The following is a 17,699-nucleotide window of genomic DNA, read 5'->3' as shown; positions in this document are numbered from 1 at the left end:
TTTGCCCGGCGGCGGTTTGTTACCCAGGTGCCTGATCAGCCCCGGCCAGGTGGGCGGGCACCAACCTCCTGCAATGCCTTTTCACGTCCCTGATGCCGGCGTGCAGCGGGGCGTTCGAGTCCCAGGTGTCCGCGCAGGGTTTCCGCGGTGTAGCGGCTGCGGAAGAGACCGCGGCGCTGCAGGACGGGGATTACACGGTCCACGAACTCGTCCAGTGACTCCGGCAGCAGCGGGGGCATCAGGTTGAATCCATCGGCGGCGCCTGAACAAAACCACAGCTCGATCTGGTCGGCAATCTGCTCAGGCGTTCCCACCATGGTGCAGTGGCCCCCGCCGGCGGCCAGCCGGCCCAGCAATTGCCGAACCGTGGGCTTTTCCGCTTCGATGATCCGCAGGATGGTGGTATAGCGCCCCTGCGGGCCGGTGAACTCGCTCGCCGGCGGCAGGGCCGGAACAGGGGCATCCAGCTCCCACCCGCTGCAGTCCTGGCCAATAAAGGTGCCCAACTGCGCCAGCGAGTGCGCGGCCGGGAGCAGCGCGTCCACCTCGTCCTGCTTGCGGCGGGCCTCCGCCTCGGTAGCACCAACGTAGGTGACCAGGCCCGGCATGATGGCGACCTTGCCCGGGTTCCGCCCGGCCGACGCGATCCGCCTTTTCATGTCGGCGTAGTAGTCCTGGGCGGAGGGCAGGTCATACGCCACGGCATAGATCCCCTCGGCGTACCGGGCCGCCAGATCACGTCCCTGTTCGGAGGCGCCTGCCTGGAACAACACCGGCCGGCCCTGGGGCGGCCGGGGTACGGTCAGCGGGCCCTCCACTCGAAAATGATCACCGGCGTGGTGCAGCGGCTGCAACTTGTCCGGGTCCACGTAAACGCCGGCGCGGTCCATCACCAGCGCATCGTCAGCCCAGGATTCCCAGAGCCGCCCGGCTACCTCGATGAACTCGGTGGCCCGCGCATACCGTTCCCCGTGGCCGGGCATGGCTTCCATGCCGTGGTTGCGGGCTTCGGCATCGAACATGGACGTAACCACGTTCCAGCCCGACCGGCCGCCGCTGATGTGGTCAAGGGATGCCAGCATCCTGGCGGCGTGGAAGGGCGTGTAGAAGGTGGTGGATACGGTGCTGACCAGCCCGATCCTGCTGGTTGCGCGCGCCATCGCGGCCAGGGTGGTCAGGGGTTCCAGGAACCACCTCGGTCCCTGGTCCGGACTGCCCACGCTGTGGCCGTCGGCAAAAAACACCGCATCGAAGAGCCCGCGTTCGGCGCTTTGCGCCAGCTGCTCATAGAAGGCAATATCGCCAAGCTGCTCCACCGGCGAGTCGGGCCGGCGCCAGGCGGCTCCGTGGTGGCCGCAGCCAAAGAGGAAGGCGTTGAAATGGAGTTGGCGCTGGCTCCCGTCCGTGTCCTGCATGGCCGTCCGTTCCGTCAGTTCATGACCAGGCCGCCGTCGACCACAAGGTTCTGGCCGGTGACGGAGCGGGCCCACGGGGAGGCGAAGAAGAGGATGGCGTCAGCAAAGCTGGACGGAGTGGTGACCTTGCGCAGGGGCGTGACGGCGGCGATGTAGTCGAAAACCTCCTCCGGCGTGGCGGCGCTGGCGTCGGTGGTGCGGAGCAGCCCGCCGGAGACCATGTTCACCGAGACGTTGTGCTGGCCCAGGTCCGCGGCCATGGTCCGGGTCAGGGCCAGCAGCGCCGCCTTCGCTGCGGTGTAGTCGTGGTAGGGAACCACCGGGTTCTGGAACAGGTTGGTGCCGATGTTGATGATCCGGCCGAACCCGGTCTCCAGCATGCCCGGCAGCGCCTGCTGGGTGGTGTTGAGCGCGCCTCGGACGCTGCCTGAAAACTGGGCCTCGAATTCAGGCCAGGTAATGCCCGCCGCGCCGGAGCGGGCGTCACCGTTGAAGGAGAAGTCCGCCAGGGCGTTGTTGACCACGGTGGTCACGGGGCTGCCGAAATGCTCCTGGGCTAGGGTGAGCATGGCGGCCACCTGGTCGGCGTCGGTCACGTCCGCCTGCAGGGCTACAGCCTGGCCGGGGCCGTACTTTGCTGCCAGGGCTTCGCTCTCCTCGGCGCTGTTGCGGTAGTTGATGACAACGCGGGCACCCTGTTCGGCAAAGGCCTGGACGATGCTGTGGCCGAGGCCGCGTCCGCCGCCGGTGACGAGGACGAGCTGTTCTGAAATGTGCACGGTTTCCCGCTTTCTATTCGTTGGTGTTGGAACGGCCCCACTGGGCCACAAGGTCTTCGGCGCTGCGTTGCGGATTCTCGGCAGCGCAGATGGCGGAGACCACCGCGATGCCCGCCGCTCCGGCAGCGCGCAGCGACGCGACGTCGGGGGCTTCGATGCCGCCGATGGCCACGCAGGGCAGGGCTGTGGCAGCCGCTATCTGCCCGAAGCCTTCGATGCCCAGCGGCGCCGGGTGGTCAGGCTTGGTGGCGGTGGGCCGGATCACCCCTACCCCCAGGTAGTCCACCGTTCCCGGCGGCAGGGCCTGCAGCGCTGCCAGGTGTTCGGGGGTGTTCGCTGTTAGGCCGACGACGGCGTCCGGGCCTACCAGCGCCCGGACCCGGTCGACGGGAAGGTCGCTTTGGCCCACGTGGACTCCGTGCCCGGCGGCACCGGTGGCGCGGGCGGCAAGGAACACGTCGATGCGGTCATCCACCAGCACCGTGGCCGCATGCCCGACGGCGTCGGCGGTCTGCAGGAGCAGCTGGTACAGGTCCGCGGTGCTCGTGGTCTTCTCGCGGATCTGGACGACACGGACACCACCGGCCACCGCCGCGCGGGCGGTTTCCACCACTCCCCGGGGACCGCACAGCTGGGTGTCGGTCACCAAGTAAATGCCCTCGATAGGTCTGGGCGTCCTGTCCCCGCCGTTCACGAGATAACCACCCGGGAGGTGAAAGCGGGAGCGTCGATACCGGTCAGGGCGTCAAGGAACGCGACGGCGAAAGTGCCGGGGCCCCGGGCGCCCTCGGCTGCCAAGTCCGCTGCCACCGTGTAGACGGCGGTGGCAGCCGCGGCGGCAGCCAGCGGGTCGTCGTCGACGGCGGGGAAGGCGGCGGTGACGGCGCCCAGGGCGCAGCCTCCCCCGGTCACTTGGGTCAGGTAGGGGTGGCCGTTGCTGACCCGGATGACGTCCGTGCCGTCCGTGATGACATCGGTGGGGCCGGATACCGCAACGACGGAGCCGTAGCGGTAGGCAAGGCCGCTGGCCGCTTCAAGCGCGGCTTCGGGCCCGTCCACGGCGTCAACGCCGCGTCCGCCCTGACCCTCACCGGCAAGGGCCAGGACCTCCGACGCGTTGCCGCGCACCGCCGTCGGCCGGCAATCCAGCAGCTCGGCGGCGAGCGCCGTCCGGACCGGCAGAACGCCGACAGCCACCGGATCGAGAACCCAAGGCGTCCCGGCCTCTCTGGCGGCGCCCACCGCCTCGCGCATGCCGGCCCGCTGCTCTTCATGCGGCGTGCCGACATTTACCAACACTCCGGACGCAACCCTCGCGAACGGCCTCGCCTCGGACGGGACGTCCACCATGGCTGGCGCGGCGCCGAGGGCCAGCAGGACATTGGCGGTGAAGTTCGTGACCACCGTGTTGGTCAGGCATTGAATCAGCGGCGTGGTTTCCCGGACACGTTCAAGCATGGTCCAGGCATGGGCAGGCGTCAGGCGAATAGTCATCCGCGACATCCCTTCGCTAGTACGAACTAGATCAGGTTCAACGGGTGTTCTCTCAGCCCTGCCAGCAGGGCACCCCGTGTCACTAACGCAAGACTCTACTCCCCGGCGAACAGTGGAAAAACCTCGTGCCGGCGCTGGCGGCCTTTCCTCGTCATGAAGCAGGGGTTAGACAGGCTCGGCCACCAGGGATCCGGCAGGCTCAGCCACCGGGCGCTCGAAGTGACCAAGCAGCGTCTCCACCAGGTGCGGGGCGAAGTCTTCCTCGAGCGAGAGGACCACGCGGCACCGCGCCCCGGACACCGGAGGGTACCCCGCGTACAGCCCGCGCATGTCGCACACGGTCTGCCCGCGGCCGGGCCCGTCAGAGGTGTCGACGGCGGCACGCACCACGGGTGCCAGGGCAGGCTGAACAGCACCAACAGCGAGCGCCGCCGCGAGCGGGTCGTGCATGGCGGAGCAGGGCCGGCCGTAGATGCCCTCGTAGAACCGGAAGTAGTAACCCAGCATCTCCCCCAGTGCGCGCGGCACCGCACTGGGAGAAGAAAGCAGCACCTGCCGGTGGTGTTCCTCCAGCACCGATGCCATGGTCACGTCCAGCGGCACCAGGGTCACGTCCCAGTCGGCGGCCAGCACCAGGGCCGCGGCCTCGGGGTCGTGCCAGATGTTCGCCTCGGCCACGGGCGTGATGTTCCCCGGCGCCAGCGCGGCCCCGCCCATCACGGTCACCGACTCCACCAAAGACGGCAGCGCAGGCTCCAGCCGCAGAGCCTCGGCAAGATTCGTCAGCGGCCCGATCGCCACCACCCGCAACGAACCCGGATACAAACGGGCAAGCCGCACCAGCATCTCGGCCGCGGACTCGGCAACAACAGAAGCAGCAGAAGGCGCCAGCACAACCTCACCAACACCGTTCTCCCCATGCACCCACGGCGACCCGCCCCCAAAAGAACCAACAAGAGGATCGTGCGCACCAACGGCCACCGGCACAGAAGCGGCCCCAGCCAACGACAGCAGATCAAGAGTGTTCCGGGCACCAACCGCGGCACTCACGTTCCCGCTCACGGTCCCAATGCCCACCACGGAAGCAAGCGGGGAAGCGAGCAGGTAGGCCAGGGCGAGGGCGTCGTCGATGCCGGTGTCGCAGTCCAGGTAAACGGGGGCAGTCACAATAGATTCCTTCGAAACAGATAGAGGGGTTAGACCGTCTCGCCCTTGGGGGCGGCGACGAAGAGGCTGACGATGAACGCGGCGGCGGTGATGCCCACCGAGATCCAGAGGGCGGTGGCGTACCCGGCGGCCGTGGCCTGGGCGGCGAAGGGCGCCACCAGCACGACGCCGAGGCTCGCCCCGATCCCGAACGAGGCACCGTTGATGCCGGGCAGGGAAGCCGGGGCCTCCTTCGGCGAGAGAAGCACGGAGAGCCCGTTGATGGCGGTCAGGAAGAAGCCGTTGTAGAAGATGCCCAGGCAGGCAATGGCAACAAACACCGCCACAGGACTGGAGGAAAACATCGCGGCAACCACGGCGCAGACCAGGCTCAGCGAGGTCCCCAGCCGCAACGTACGCACCCACCCGCGCCGGTCCGCCAGCCACCCGGCCAATGGTGCGGCGAAGACGCCAATCAGCGCGGCGGGGGTGAGGAACAGCAAAGCCGAGATGGAGGCGGAAAGCCCGAAGCCGCCGTCGGAATCCTGGCTCAGCAGCACCACGGTGAAGTTGATGACGGCGAAGATGCCGGCCAGGGTGAGGACGGTGGTGGCGATGACCGGCCACACCTGGCGGGAGCGCAGGTGGTGCACAGCGATGAGGGGGTGGCTGCGGCGCTTCTCGATCATCCAGAATCCCGCAAAGGACAAAACGGTGCCGGCCAGCAGGGCCAGGGCGGTGGGCGACGTCCAGCCGGCGGCCGAACCGTCGGACACGAAGTACGTCAGGAACACCAGGAACAGCGAGAGGGAGCCGGCGCCCCACCAGTCCATGGCGCCGCGCACCCCAACCGGCCGGCCGGCGGGCACCATGCGGAGGATGCACAGCGCGGCGATGGCGGTGAGGACGAGCACGACGACGAAGATGGACCGGAAGCCGAGGGTCTCGGCCATGAGCCCGCCCACGTAGCCGTCCACGCCGCCCACTCCCCCGTTGATGGCGGCGATGATGCCCACGGAGGTCCCGAAGACCTTGGCCTGCAGGTTCTCGCTGAGCACGATGTAGGCGAGCGCGAACACGGCGCTGGAGACGCCCTGCAGGAACCGGCCGGTGACGAGCAGCGGCAGGGTGGGCGCGGCGATGCAGAGGATGGTGCCGGCGCCCATGATGCCCAGGACCAGCAGCAGCGCGGCGCGGCGGCCGATGAAGTCGCTCCATCGGCCGATCACGGGCCCGGCGATGGCGCCGGCCAGGAAGAACATGGACTGGACGGGGGCGGCGCTGTCCGCGCTTTCGCCGAAGTCCGCGGCGATCTGCGGCAGCGCGGGCGTGACCATGCTGGCGTTCAGCTGGAAGGACAGCACGCCCAGCAACAGGGTGGAGATCAGCAGGGCGGCGCGGCGGCCGGAGAGCCTGGTTGCGTCGTCGTCGGGAAGTACGACGGCGGCGCCTCCATCCGCGGGAGGCGCGGCTGCGGCGGGGGTCGGGGTGTTCACATCAAACTCCTTTGTTCGAGCAGAGCGGATCGTCTTTTCGTGGCGATTGGAGTTGTTATACAACCACGTATGACTCACAAGTACAACCATGCGCTACACTTTTTCGAAACCCCGGCCGCTTCCGGCCCTCCCCCTGAGAGAGTTTTCCCATGAACACAACACGTCCTGCCGTCACCGTGGTCGGCAGCATCAATTTGGACCTGATCGCCACCGCCGAGCGGCTTCCGACGGCGGGCGAAACCATCGGCGGCGCCGTCCTGTCCGAGCAGCCCGGCGGCAAGGGCGCCAACCAGGCCGCGGCCGCGGCGCGGCTGTGCGGCAGTGCCCGGATGATTGGCGCCGTTGGCAAGGACGCGTCCGGGCAGCGGATGCTGGACGCTCTTGCTGCCGCCGGCGTTGATACCTCCGACGTTGCCGCCCTTCCCCAGCCGACCGGGACGGCGCTGATCGTGGTGGATTCCGACGGCGAGAACCAGATCGTGGTGTGCCCGGGCGCCAACGCGCACCTGTCGCTGGACGGTGTGGAGTTCGGCCCGGAGGAGACGGTGCTGTGCCAGCTCGAGGTGGGCCTGGACGTGGTGCTGGAGGCCGCCCGGAAGACGCGAGGTTTCTTTGTGCTGAACGCGGCGCCGGCGATGGACCTGCCGGCGGAGCTGCTGGAGCGGTGCGACCTGGTGATCGTCAACGAGAGCGAGTACGCCTTGATCCCCGCCCTTGCCAAGGCGAAGCTGGTGGCGGTGACGTACGGCAAGGACGGCTCCGCGATGCTCGAGCACGGCCGGAAGGTGGCCGAAGCACCCTCCGTTGCTGTTTCCGTGGCGAACACCGTAGGCGCCGGCGACGCGTTTTGCGCCGCCCTGGTCCTGGCGCTGCGGAGTGGACTGGACTACACCCGTGCCCTGACCGTGGCCAACGCCGTGGGGGCCGATGCCGTGGGCGATCCGTCCTCCCAGCCGGATTTGGCACAGCTGGGCTACTACGTTGAGCGGATCGCCGCCGCTTCGGGCGCTTCCTCGTGATTGGTGAGTTCCGACTGGCGGTGCCGGCCGACTTTGCAGAGGTCCGCCGCATCACCCGCGACGCCTACCTCCTGGCCGGGCACTTCGCGGCCGACCATCCGTACATGAGTGTGCTCGAGGACGTGGAGCACCGGGCCGAGCATGCGCAGGTGTGGGTGGCGGAAGCCGCCGGGAAGGTGGTGGCGGCCGTGACGCTGACGTTCGCCGGCCAGCCGTACAGCGAGATCGCGCAGGACGGGGAGCTGGAGTTCCGGATGCTTGCCGTCGACCCGGCGCACCAGGGCTGCGGCGTGGGCCGGGCGGTCGTGCGCGAGATCGTGGAGCACGCCCGGCAGCTGCCCGGCATCGAGGCGATCAGCATCACCAGCGCCACGTTCATGGAACGGGCCCACAGCCTCTATGAGTCGCTGGGCTCCCGGCGCGCACCGGAGCGGGACTGGTCCGTACCGGGCGAGGACGTGCTGCTGTGGGTGTTCACGCTCGAACTCGATGGCTGAGCCTCCCGAAACCTGGCTTCCAAATAGCGCTCGTTTATGGCCCTTGCCCTGGTCCCTAAGATACCCGCCCGGTTCGGGGTGACCGCGTTCGCCATCCGCCGGGACCTGGCGCTGCTGAACGGGCAGGGCCGGTCGCCCGCACCTGCGGCGGCGCCATGGCCCTGGGCGCCCACCCGGAGGCGTCGCTAAGGCAGCGCACCGGCGAGGCGTTCGAGCAGAAACACGCCATCGCCCGGTGGGCGGCGTCCATGATCCGGCCCGGGGAGAACATCCTGCTCGACGCCGGCTCCACCATGGGTGCTCTGGCCCACGAACTGCGCGGGTTTGAGGAGCTGTCCGTGACCACGCCGGGCATCAACACCATGCAGGAGCTCGCCGAATCGGAGGGCATTGAGGTGGACTGCCTCGGCGGCCGGCTCCGCAGCGTCAGCCAGAGCTTTGTAGGGCCGCTGGCCGAGGCGGCATTGAAACGGATTAGCTTTGACCGGGTGTTCCTCGGCGCCGACGCCGTCACCGCCGAGGACGGCATCTGCGAAGCCGACCACGCCCAGACGCGCCTCAAAGAGCTCATGGCACGCCGCGCCGGGAAGTCTATGTCTTGGCCGACTCGTCCAAGCTCGGCCTGCTGCCGTTCCACGCCTGGGCACGCCTTGCGCTCCCCTGGACTTTGGTGACGGACGGCGGCGCCGCCCCCGACCAGGTGCAGAAGTTCCGGGACTCGGGGATTCAGGTTGAGGTGGCTAGCGTCGGCCCTTGAGCCTGTTGAGGCCATCAGTCACCCGAGATCCTGTTCCGGCCCCGACGGCCTGGACAGTCGCTAATCGAGGCCAGCCCGTGAGGACCAGCTCATTCCGTAGCCTTTCAATGTTTGAACTTAACTGGCGGCGATCATAGCCACATACGCACTGACGGCGACGATGATTCCGCCAATCGCACCGAATGCATAGGCTGCACACGCAGTGGTGTCTCGCCAAGACCCAGCGCTACGGTTACCGTCTGTCGCCGAAAAAGCGGCAAGAACGCCAGCAGCCGCAAGAGCAAGTACCCCGATGAAGTTACTAATGGCGGGCGGCGTGGTAGCGGCAGAGACCACTAACAGCACTATGGCGGCAATAAATGCTCCGATTAAAAGCGCAATTGAAGCCCGAATTACAGTGGTCATGATGCCCCCAAGAAATAGATTGATTAGCCGCGAAGCACTAGCCCTACGCGGGACGACGGTTTCGACGAGGTTATGTATCCCGGGAGCCATCGACACCGACACTGCCCAAGAACTTGCCTGTTTCGAGAGCTCGACTCGAAAGCCCAAGATGACATTACCAAGTCTGACTTTGCCTCCTATTGCCTAGGGAGACTGCAGCATATCCCACCCGTCCTAGGTGATAACGGGCAATAAATCGGAAACCTAGTCGCCGGCTGCTATGGCAAGGGCAACACTCTCCAACGCTTCTTCCTTGCTTATCCCCGCAAGTTCAGCAATCATCTTCACCATGGCCTCACTGACACGGCCAAGTGCAGCTATGGCCTCGGGGCAACCGCCTGGCAATTCCTTTGTGATAGTCATAAAGGCTTCACGATCGTTGCGGACAAAACTAGTAAGGATGCCGACTCCGGCGCCAGCACTGGGGTTATTAGACACTTACACTCCCTAATGTATTTTCCTCGTGAGTGAGGCTATAGAAAGTTTATGCCAAGATTACTCCATTCCAAGGTAAGCCGTTCCCTGTAGGACTACGTTGTGAATTTTTGAACAACTCCCCTGACGCTTCAACAGGAGCCACCACACCTATCAGCAGCAAGACCTGTAGTGCTGTCAGGAAGCACCGGGGGCTGTATCACTTGCGAGATGAGATCTTCCATCATCTGCCAGACCCTACGGCTAAACGTGAATGGCCAGCTGGCTCGTATCACGGCAGCCTAATTTGTACGAGGCGTTCGAGCAGAAGCATGCCATTTCCGCTGGGCAGCATGGGCGGCATGGGGCCGAACTCCAGCGTTTAGTCTAAAAAATAGCGACAAGACTGGAAACGGCCTCCGCGATGCCGCCATCATGTGCATGAATGAAAATCTACTTCTTCGCACACTTTTTAGAACTCGATCCGAGACTGTCTCCTGCTCGTACACAACTGGCTTGGCGATTGGAAGTCTCAGCGGGAACGGCTGTGGGGGATTCGGATGAACTCGGTCTCATCCCATCCGATGATGGTAGCAGCGGCGCCCAGACCCAAGCATTGCAGAAGGCTTCCGAGGGCGTACTCCGCGTCTCACCGCTGCATATATGGCGTGACGCGATAGAGACACGATCGCACCTTAGCTAAACCACGCGGCCCTACTTTGCGCCAACGGAGACGGTGTTGGTAGCCGCTAAGGCAGTTGCACCAATTCTCCCCGAAGCTTGAGCCTTTGTGTGTCTACACCGTATTGCAAACCCTGATTCAGGCGGGCAAGAATGCCAGCAGTTCGCTTCTTCCCCCCGAAGGTTCGCAGTGCCTCCCTATGCAATTCATCAACAGCGACGCCACCAGAAACACGGACAATCTCGACCATTGCGTTTCGAATCTCAACCACGCTGATGTGTTCGGGCTTTCTCGTTATGTCGCCATCATTCGGCCTGAACTGTTCCCAAGTCACCCGATCAACCGAGGCATCCCACACAAAACCGTCGTCATCGGAGTAGTTCACCGATTCGTCCAGCACATCGAGCACGGAGTTCGCCCTTTGGGAGTTCATTTTGTTGAGGTCGAAGGCAGCGCAGACAAGTTTTGCTAGGCGTTCCTGGTGGATCGGCGCTTCTGCTTCCACCACCGCCCGGATCGCCTCACGCACGGCAGCCACCGAACGCCGAGAGTGGAGGGTGTCCAGCACCTCCACGCTGCCGAAACGCCGAACCGTCCAAGGTTGATATTTACGCCGGGAGTTTGCACAGCCCGTGGCCGGTCGAGGATCTGAGCGAACAGCCTCCAGCAAGGCTTGCTGACCAAGCCCGGATTTATTTGTGCTGGCTACCAGAACGTAGTCCTGTGTGGATCTGGCCGACTCGACGGCAGGCCCTCCCGAGCGTGCAGTAACGGGAGCGTCGGCAGCCGGAACATACTGGGACTTTCGAACAAGCCGCTCCGCTTGATGCGCCTGCGCCAACGCCGCCTCAAGCTTGTCCAGCACCGCGTCCCGGTCGGCCAGCCACGCCGGCAACCATACCCGCTCCACTAAAGGCCACCGCATCATCCGCGTCAGGACATCCCTGGGCAGCCCGTCCCTGTCCCCCGCCGTCCGACGGGCAGCCCAGGCCGGCCCGTCCAACAGAATCGCCATCAGCTGGCGGGACGGGTCTTCCGCCGACGCAACACTCAGGTCCACCTTGAAATCGGACAATCCCACGTCCGACGAAACAACAAAGCCGCGGTCCCGCAGCGCGTCGGCTATCTCTTCCCGGTGCAGGTCAACGCTGGCGGCACGGCGCCCATCGTAGGGCAGAGCAGCCGTTCCCTGCTCGGCCAGATCAAGGTAGGACCGCAGGTGCTTGATGCCAACGGAGCTGGTCTCCTCGGAGCGCAGGTCGGCCGGGTTGAAGCTGGAGAAGACCACAACCTGCCGGCGTGCACGGGTGACAGCAACGTTGAGGCGCCGTTCCCCACCAGACCGATTCAAGGGGCCAAAGTTCAGCGGCAGGTAGCCCTTGTCATTCTTGCTGAACCCCGTGGAGAACAGGATGACGTCCCGCTCATCACCCTGCACGTTCTCAAGGTTCTTGACGAACAGCCCTTCTGCATCCTCATCAAGGGCAGCGACGATACGCGGATCCTCCGTGTCACGCAGCAGGCCTTCGATCAGTGCGCGTTGCTGCAGGTTGAATGTCACCACACCCACGGAGGGAGTTCCCGCGGGATCAGCATCAAACCTGCGACGGATCTCGGCGACCACCGCGGCAGCCTCCACAGGATTGGTACGGAGGACCTTTGACGGTCCCGAGCGGTGGAACTGGCCGTCAACCCGGACGAAGTTCACGCCGTGTCCGCGGACACCCGAATTCGCAGCACCGTGGGACGGGCCGGGGAACGAGGAAAGCTTGCTGTCGTAGTACTGCTGGTTGCTGAAAGCGATGAGCGATTCGTCCTGGCTCCGGTAGTGCCAGGACAGCCACTGCCGCGGCACCCGCGCTTCCACGCATTCGGAAAGGATCGACTCCATATCCTCCACCACGGAGATCTCGGCGTCGCCGTCGCTGCCGGCGTCGGAGGAAATCTCCGCGAACGACGTGGGCGGCATCTGCTTGCTGTCACCCACCACCACCACTGACGCACCGCGGCCCATGGCACCCACCGCGTCGGCCACCCGGATCTGTGAGGCTTCATCGAACACCACGATGTCGAACAGACCGGCCTTGGCCGGGAAAAACCGTGCCACCGAATCCGGGCTGACCAGCGTGCAGGGCATGATCCCCGTGATGAGGTCTGCGTAGTGTTCCATCAGTTCCCGGACCGACATGCCACCCCGCTGCCTGGTCAGTTGCCGTTGCAGCTCGCCCATGCGCCCCGAGGTCGACGACGACGAGACCGTCCGGGAGCTCAGGACCCCGGCGGCAAGGTTGGTTTTGAGCAGCTCGCGTACGGTTTCGGCGCGTGTAGTGAACCGTTCGATGGTGCGCTCGTGCACCGCGGCATCAAAGTCGGCCAACCCTGTAGCGATGCGCCGTTCGGCCAGCGACCCTTCAGCCAAGCCGCGTTCAAAGGCTGCTGCTGCGTCATCTGCTTCCAGCTCGCCGTCCAGGATGGCACTACCGGCGTCGATCAGTCCCGCGGCACGCAGCGGTTCGACATGACGGATCAGCTCAAGCCACCGCGTCAGCGGTACCGACCCCGCCGCGTCTAGTCGCCGCGGCACGGACGTTTCCCACCATCGGGCCAGGAAGCCTCGCTCACCGGTCCACGCACGCAGGTCATCGCTACCCACACCTTGGATTTTGTGGAATTCTTCCCAGGCATGGGAAAGCTCCCGCAGCCATCCGATGACGTTCTGGTGGACGTCGGGGGCATCCTTCAGGAACGTGCGGAGCTCGGTCTGGAAGCTCACGGCGCCAGGCTCCGGGGACGGCTGCACCGCCTGCGCGGCCCAGCGAAGCCAGGAAATGCGGTGTCGTAGCTCGGCTTGGGCGTCCGGCGTAAGCGGATTCCATTGCTGATCCGCAGGAAGCCCGGGTAAAGAGCCCCGCGTTGCCCGCAGGCCGGAGACCTCGTGCTGGACGGCCACCAGCTTCTCCAGCAGCGGCACCAGCTCCTTGTGGCGGATCTCAGCGCCAGGAACAAGCACGGAAGACAGTTCAGCGGCCACTGCCAACAACCGTTTTTTGCGTCCCCAGAACCCGGAAGCTGCGGCCTGCTGTGCGCGGCCGAGGATTTCTGGCAGCGGAAGGTCCATAGCGGCCGGCGCAACTTGCTCAAGGCCTGGATGCTGGACGGAGGCAAAGGCCGTAACCAGTTTCTCCAGCTGTTCAGCATTAACAGACCAATCGCTGGAGCGGACCACATCCAGGGTCCCTAGCGGGACGTCCCGGTCCTGCAGCAGCGTGGCGAGTGTTGCGACGTCAGCAGGCGTCTGAGCTGCGTCCAGAACCGACGGCAGTCCTGGCGTTGGCCGCAGGGCATTCATCGCCTCGTTGAGGCGACGACCCAGAGCCAGCAGTTGCTGCTCCTGCGGCCCACCGCTGGCGACTGAGGCAAACCGCCATGGGTGGTCAAGCCCAGGACGGACGGGGTCAGTGAACTCCGGAAGTTCCCGGAACACCTGCCGGACTGAGTTCACGGTGGAATCATTCAACGACGCGACCAGCTCCGGGCTGAGCTGCACCGTGGCGGAGTCAGGTTCATAGGTCAGCGACTTGGTCCGCGCGCTGTACAGGGACAGCTGCGCGCCGTTCTCCTCATGGACGTTGTTAGCGTATCGGACCAGCCCACGCCGGGCTGAGGCAAGGTCGGTTGAGGCGGTCTCAAGCTGCTGCTGATTCGCGGACAGGCGCAGTTCCAGGGCATGTTTGATCTGAGCCCTGACCACCGCCGGTTTGCTGCCCTTGTCATGCAGGTCAAGGGAGAACGGCCCCATGCCGACGTCGTCGAGCCGCTTCTGAACAACATCGAGTGCTGCCCGCTTCTCTGCGACAAATAAAACCCGTTTGCCGTCGACAATGGCCCGGGTCAAGAGGTTGGTAATGGTCTGTGACTTTCCGGTGCCCGGAGGACCTTCCAGGACGAACGTCTGGCCTGCGACTGCAGACGCGACTGCCTCCAGCTGCGACGAGTCCGCCGGTATTGGGCATTTCGCTGCAAGGGCATCAAGGTCGACGTCGGGCGTGACGGGAACGCCATCAGAATAAAGTTCTGTGGGGGTGCTGATCAGGTGATTGACGAGGCTGTTGGCCGTAAATTCCTTCCAATTCTCGTCAAGGTCCTTCCACAACCGGAACTTGGCGAACTGCAACATGGACAGATCCACGGTGTTTTCCACCCGGAAGGCGAGGCCCTTTGCCGAAACGGCGGCCCGGACTGCAGTGAAGGCAGCGTCCAGATCGATTCCAAAACCGTCCTCCTCCGGCTCGGCAAGGCCCGGGATGCGCAGGTCATGGGACTGGGCCAATTTTTCGAGGAGGCAATAGTTTGGCGTCGACTGGCCGGTCTCATCCAGTGTGACCCGATACAAACCGTTTTTACCTGCGGAAGTCAGTTTCACCGGAACCAGGACCAGCGGGGACCGAAGCGCCCGGCCGTCCAGCTCCCACATCAGGCTGCCGATGGCCAGGTAGAGGTTGTTGGCTCCGGTTTCCTCGAGCTGCGTCTTCGCCTTGTAGGCAAGCCCTCGCATCTTGGCGTTGTAACCATCTACGCTGACCTCGGCGAACACGGACTTCTTGGAGCCGAGCAGGTCCGCTAGTTCGTTCTGGGGAAGGTCCTTACCGAAGCGGATGCCACGCTCCTGGTGGATAGCGCTGATTTGGTTCGACGGAAGCAGGCTTACGGACGTGCCCTTGCTGATAAGGTCCTCGAAGGCGCCCATCCAAGCGGTAGGCACTGCAAGGGGGAACCGGGCCGTTTCCGTGAAGTTGATGAGCCTGTTTCGCAGGCTCAGGTCCAGCAGGGCGTTCTTCCATTGGACCACCCGGGCTGGAACATCGGTTGTGGTCCTGGCCGTTCCTCCGCTAGAAGCTGCCTTCTCTGGCGGCGCCGGCGCAGTCTTGGTCTCCGGGACGTAGTTGACCACAGTGTAGGTTCCGGCATCGGACATAGAGCGGGCAGGCAGCGGATAGATGCCATCGAGGCGGGCACGCCTGATGTCAGTCACCGCGTTGATCTCGTCGTTACCGCTTTCCACATAGCGGTTCAGCGGGCTGCTGCAGAGCGCGGCCGCCGAGATCGGCTGGCTGCCAGTGAGGAGCGTGGTTTCCACAAGGCCGATGAAGCCCCGCTGGACAAGGCTGACCAGCTCGGGAACGTCGTCGGACGCTGCAGTGCTGAGGCTGCCTTCCTCGCGCCAGTAGCCGAGGAAGGCGTGGCCGTCCACCAGCCATAGGAGGGGCCTGATGCCGCAGAACTCCAATGCGGCGGCCAGGACCAGCGTGGTGTCGAGGCACGTGCCCAGACGGTCCTCCAGGACTTGAGCCGGCGTGCGGACCTGCTGGCCTTCAAGTCCCCAGCTGGCGGGTGGCATGCTGTAACGGATGTCGCGGGCGCTCATGGCCTGGGCGATCGCGAACACGATCTGGTCAACCCTGTCCCCGTCTTCCAGGTACCCGTCGAAGCTGCCGCTGCCCGTTGTTTGGACGAGGACGTCGGCGGCCTCGGACATGAGCTTGGCAATGCTGGGGTGATGAGGTTGTACGTACGCGGCCAGGAACTCGTAGGAAACGAGCCCGCGTCCGGCAATCCACAACTGGGCGGGCAGGAGCGTCAGGTCCTTCTCTGCACGGCCGAGCTCCACCCCGGCAGCATCGACGCCCGGTGATTGGACGGTCACCAGCACTTTCCCCGTCTGGCGGTCCGCAAGTTCATACATGGTGGCAGCCTCAACCGGGACGTTGAGGTCATCGAGCGTGAGGGTCTGACCCGCGGCCAGGTCAACGTACTGCTGGAAGTCGCCGGAGATCCGGCCCGACTGAGCGGAGGCCTCCACATGGACCACGGCACCACGAATTTCCGCGCCAGCGTTGGTGATCTTGACCTGCCTGACGAAGCGGAAGCCGTTGTGCGCCATCGCATAGCTCAGTGCATCTGCAGTAGTCACCTCGACAACAACGTGAGGAACGGATGCCGCCAATTCAGGGAACGCGGATTCACCCGAAAGACTTGCCTCCGGCAGGGCGGGCTGGGCGACGGCGGCCGGCAGAGCCTGCTGGTCTTCGTCCGGTTGTTCCCGGTTCGGAGAGGACCGGTTCTGGTACTCGGTGAGAAGCGCAACCAACTTGCTGTGAGTTTGGTCCAGCTCAATCACTTTGGCCAGCCTACCTGCGGTGTCCAGGGCACGGAGGGTATCGGCGTCGTCGAAGGACTCGTTGTGTGCCCAACGGTTGCGGGCTTGGCGCAGCTCGGAGGTGTGGCTGCGCGCATCGCGCGGAAGGCTGAAGGGGTATCCAAGTGAGCCCATGGATTCAGTCATGATGCGCAGCTGCAGGCTGAGATCCGTGGGCGTGTACGTCTGCGCCGCGCGTCCGGCGTTCTCGTCCTTGTGCTGGATGATCTTCGTCCAGGCCACTCCGGGGGCTACCTTACCAAGCACTCCTGCGATGTATGGCTCAAGGCCAACCGCCAAGGCCTCAAGCGCCCGGCCCACGTACTCGCGGTTGGACAAACTCATCAAACTCCCCCATCTACGGCACCGCCATCAGTACCGTCATTCAATGAATGCATCTCATCATGGCATCCGGCCCTGACATTCCTGCCCGTTTGGTGTTTCTGGCGCCGCTCAGCGGTCAGCAAGCCCTTGAGTTACGGACCGAACCGTTGCACTTCCGGTTTATCGTCCGATCCGGCCTTCAAGTTCTTCCTCGATCCGTCGATTGCGTGCGGAGATGAAGGCGTTGCTGAGCCGCAAGTACTCAAGGTATTCGTCACGATTCTTCGGAACGGCTGTTGTGCTGAATTCGGCGAAGGGGTGGAAGAAGCGAATGGTCTTGCCGTTATCCTCCACGAGGTCTTCCAGCAAGAAGAAGTTGACGTACCCGGCGAAATCCTGGAACAGCGCGAAGAATTCCGCATACCGGAGCAGGACATTTGCAAGGGGGCTCGGCTCACCAAGATAGTGGCGGCGGATGCACTCCAAGGTCAGATCGAAGCGATCGGCGATCTTGGGATGGAGTCCGCGTGCACCATTGATCGTCGGCTTTCCGCCGATCCTGTTGCCTGGAAACACGAGCGTGCTGCCGGGGGTATAGCCGAGGTACTCGGGCAGGTCGTCTTTCCGTATGTCACGGATAACCTTCCTAGCCTTCTTTCGCAGTCTGGTGGTGATGGCGTCGCTGGCGAGGACGAAAACAGCGGACGAGGATCGGTGCACGAGGTACGCGCGGGGTTCCATAGTCAGGTCGAATTGGGGGCCGGTAGGCAACTCCTTGCTCCACAGCAGCTGGTGGTACTTCCGCAGGGCAGGGCTGAACGAGTCAGGGTCCTTGCCGGCCGGAGTATCGGAGTGGAAGTCGAAAGTCATCGGTGTTCCCCATGCTCAATGCGTATGTCGTGGTGCGTGGATCGTCTCACGTGATCCCACGGACAAAGCCGGTCTTGATTCAATGCTGCCGTGTTCCTGCGCCAATGCTGAGAAGAATTTATTCATCTTGGTTCAGCTCGGGTTACTCGCCCCGCAAGGGTCACTG

General features: G+C 64.6%; 12 protein-coding genes, 1 pseudogene and 1 riboswitch. Of the genes and pseudogenes, 3 read left to right on the top strand and 10 right to left on the bottom strand.

Annotated features, from left to right (window positions below):
* Positions 1 to 35: 35 nt before the first annotated feature.
* The 6 genes from FDW81_RS09250 to FDW81_RS09225 form a co-directional block, all read right to left on the bottom strand.
* Positions 36 to 1,415 (bottom strand): LLM class flavin-dependent oxidoreductase, encoded by a 1,380-nt coding sequence (locus FDW81_RS09250; protein WP_138133896.1) that lies wholly within the window; start codon positions 1,413 to 1,415, stop codon positions 36 to 38.
* A gap of 14 nt (positions 1,416 to 1,429) precedes the next feature.
* Complete coding sequence (locus FDW81_RS09245) at positions 1,430 to 2,194, bottom strand: 3-oxoacyl-ACP reductase (RefSeq protein WP_138133895.1); 765 nt, start codon at positions 2,192 to 2,194, stop codon at positions 1,430 to 1,432.
* Positions 2,195 to 2,207: 13 nt separating this feature from the next.
* Positions 2,208 to 2,840 (bottom strand): thiamine phosphate synthase, encoded by a 633-nt coding sequence (thiE, locus tag FDW81_RS09240; RefSeq protein WP_240720120.1) that lies wholly within the window; start codon positions 2,838 to 2,840, stop codon positions 2,208 to 2,210.
* Between the two features lie 44 nt (positions 2,841 to 2,884).
* Positions 2,885 to 3,688 carry a hydroxyethylthiazole kinase gene (gene thiM, locus FDW81_RS09235; RefSeq protein WP_171027156.1) on the bottom strand — a complete coding sequence of 268 codons (804 nt, stop codon included), beginning with the start codon at positions 3,686 to 3,688 and terminating at the stop codon, positions 2,885 to 2,887.
* Positions 3,680 to 3,775: riboswitch (TPP riboswitch) on the bottom strand. It overlaps the preceding gene by 9 nt.
* Positions 3,776 to 3,853: 78 nt before the next feature.
* Positions 3,854 to 4,855, bottom strand: a complete 1,002-nt coding sequence (locus tag FDW81_RS09230) for a nucleoside hydrolase (protein WP_138133894.1) — start codon at positions 4,853 to 4,855, stop codon at positions 3,854 to 3,856.
* A gap of 29 nt (positions 4,856 to 4,884) precedes the next feature.
* A complete protein-coding gene (locus FDW81_RS09225) occupies positions 4,885 to 6,330 on the bottom strand; it encodes an MFS transporter (RefSeq protein ID WP_138133893.1) in 1,446 nt (481 codons plus the stop codon).
* Between the two features lie 149 nt (positions 6,331 to 6,479).
* Between FDW81_RS09225 and FDW81_RS09220 the strand changes: the two genes are divergently transcribed.
* The 3 genes and pseudogenes from FDW81_RS09220 (at position 6,480) to FDW81_RS09210 (ending at position 8,603) form a co-directional block, all read left to right on the top strand.
* Entirely contained in the window at positions 6,480 to 7,349 is an 870-nt protein-coding gene (locus FDW81_RS09220) for a ribokinase (RefSeq protein ID WP_138133892.1), read from the top strand.
* Complete coding sequence (locus FDW81_RS09215; protein WP_240720118.1) at positions 7,346 to 7,846, top strand: GNAT family N-acetyltransferase; 501 nt, start codon at positions 7,346 to 7,348, stop codon at positions 7,844 to 7,846. Before FDW81_RS09220 ends, FDW81_RS09215 begins: the two co-directional genes overlap by 4 nt.
* Positions 7,847 to 7,882: 36 nt before the next feature.
* Positions 7,883 to 8,603: pseudogene (locus FDW81_RS09210) on the top strand (DeoR/GlpR family DNA-binding transcription regulator).
* Positions 8,604 to 8,720: 117 nt separating this feature from the next.
* Here the strand turns inward: FDW81_RS09210 and FDW81_RS09205 are convergent.
* The 4 genes from FDW81_RS09205 to FDW81_RS09190 form a co-directional block, all read right to left on the bottom strand.
* Positions 8,721 to 9,008 carry a hypothetical protein gene (locus tag FDW81_RS09205; protein ID WP_138133891.1) on the bottom strand — a complete coding sequence of 96 codons (288 nt, stop codon included), beginning with the start codon at positions 9,006 to 9,008 and terminating at the stop codon, positions 8,721 to 8,723.
* A 243-nt stretch (positions 9,009 to 9,251) separates the two neighbouring features.
* Positions 9,252 to 9,485: a hypothetical protein gene (locus FDW81_RS09200; protein ID WP_138133890.1), complete on the bottom strand. Its 234-nt coding sequence runs from the start codon at positions 9,483 to 9,485 to the stop codon at positions 9,252 to 9,254.
* Between the two features lie 725 nt (positions 9,486 to 10,210).
* A complete protein-coding gene (locus FDW81_RS09195; RefSeq protein WP_171027155.1) occupies positions 10,211 to 16,684 on the bottom strand; it encodes a DUF3320 domain-containing protein in 6,474 nt (2,157 codons plus the stop codon).
* Between the two features lie 159 nt (positions 16,685 to 16,843).
* Positions 16,844 to 17,533, bottom strand: a complete 690-nt coding sequence (locus FDW81_RS09190) for a hypothetical protein (RefSeq protein WP_138133889.1) — start codon at positions 17,531 to 17,533, stop codon at positions 16,844 to 16,846.
* Positions 17,534 to 17,699 lie beyond the last annotated feature (166 nt).

This window comes from Pseudarthrobacter sp. NamB4 (assembly GCF_005796185.1).
In the GTDB taxonomy this organism is placed as follows: Bacteria; Actinomycetota; Actinomycetes; order Actinomycetales; family Micrococcaceae; genus Arthrobacter.
This window is presented reverse-complemented; position numbering and strand designations above follow the sequence as displayed.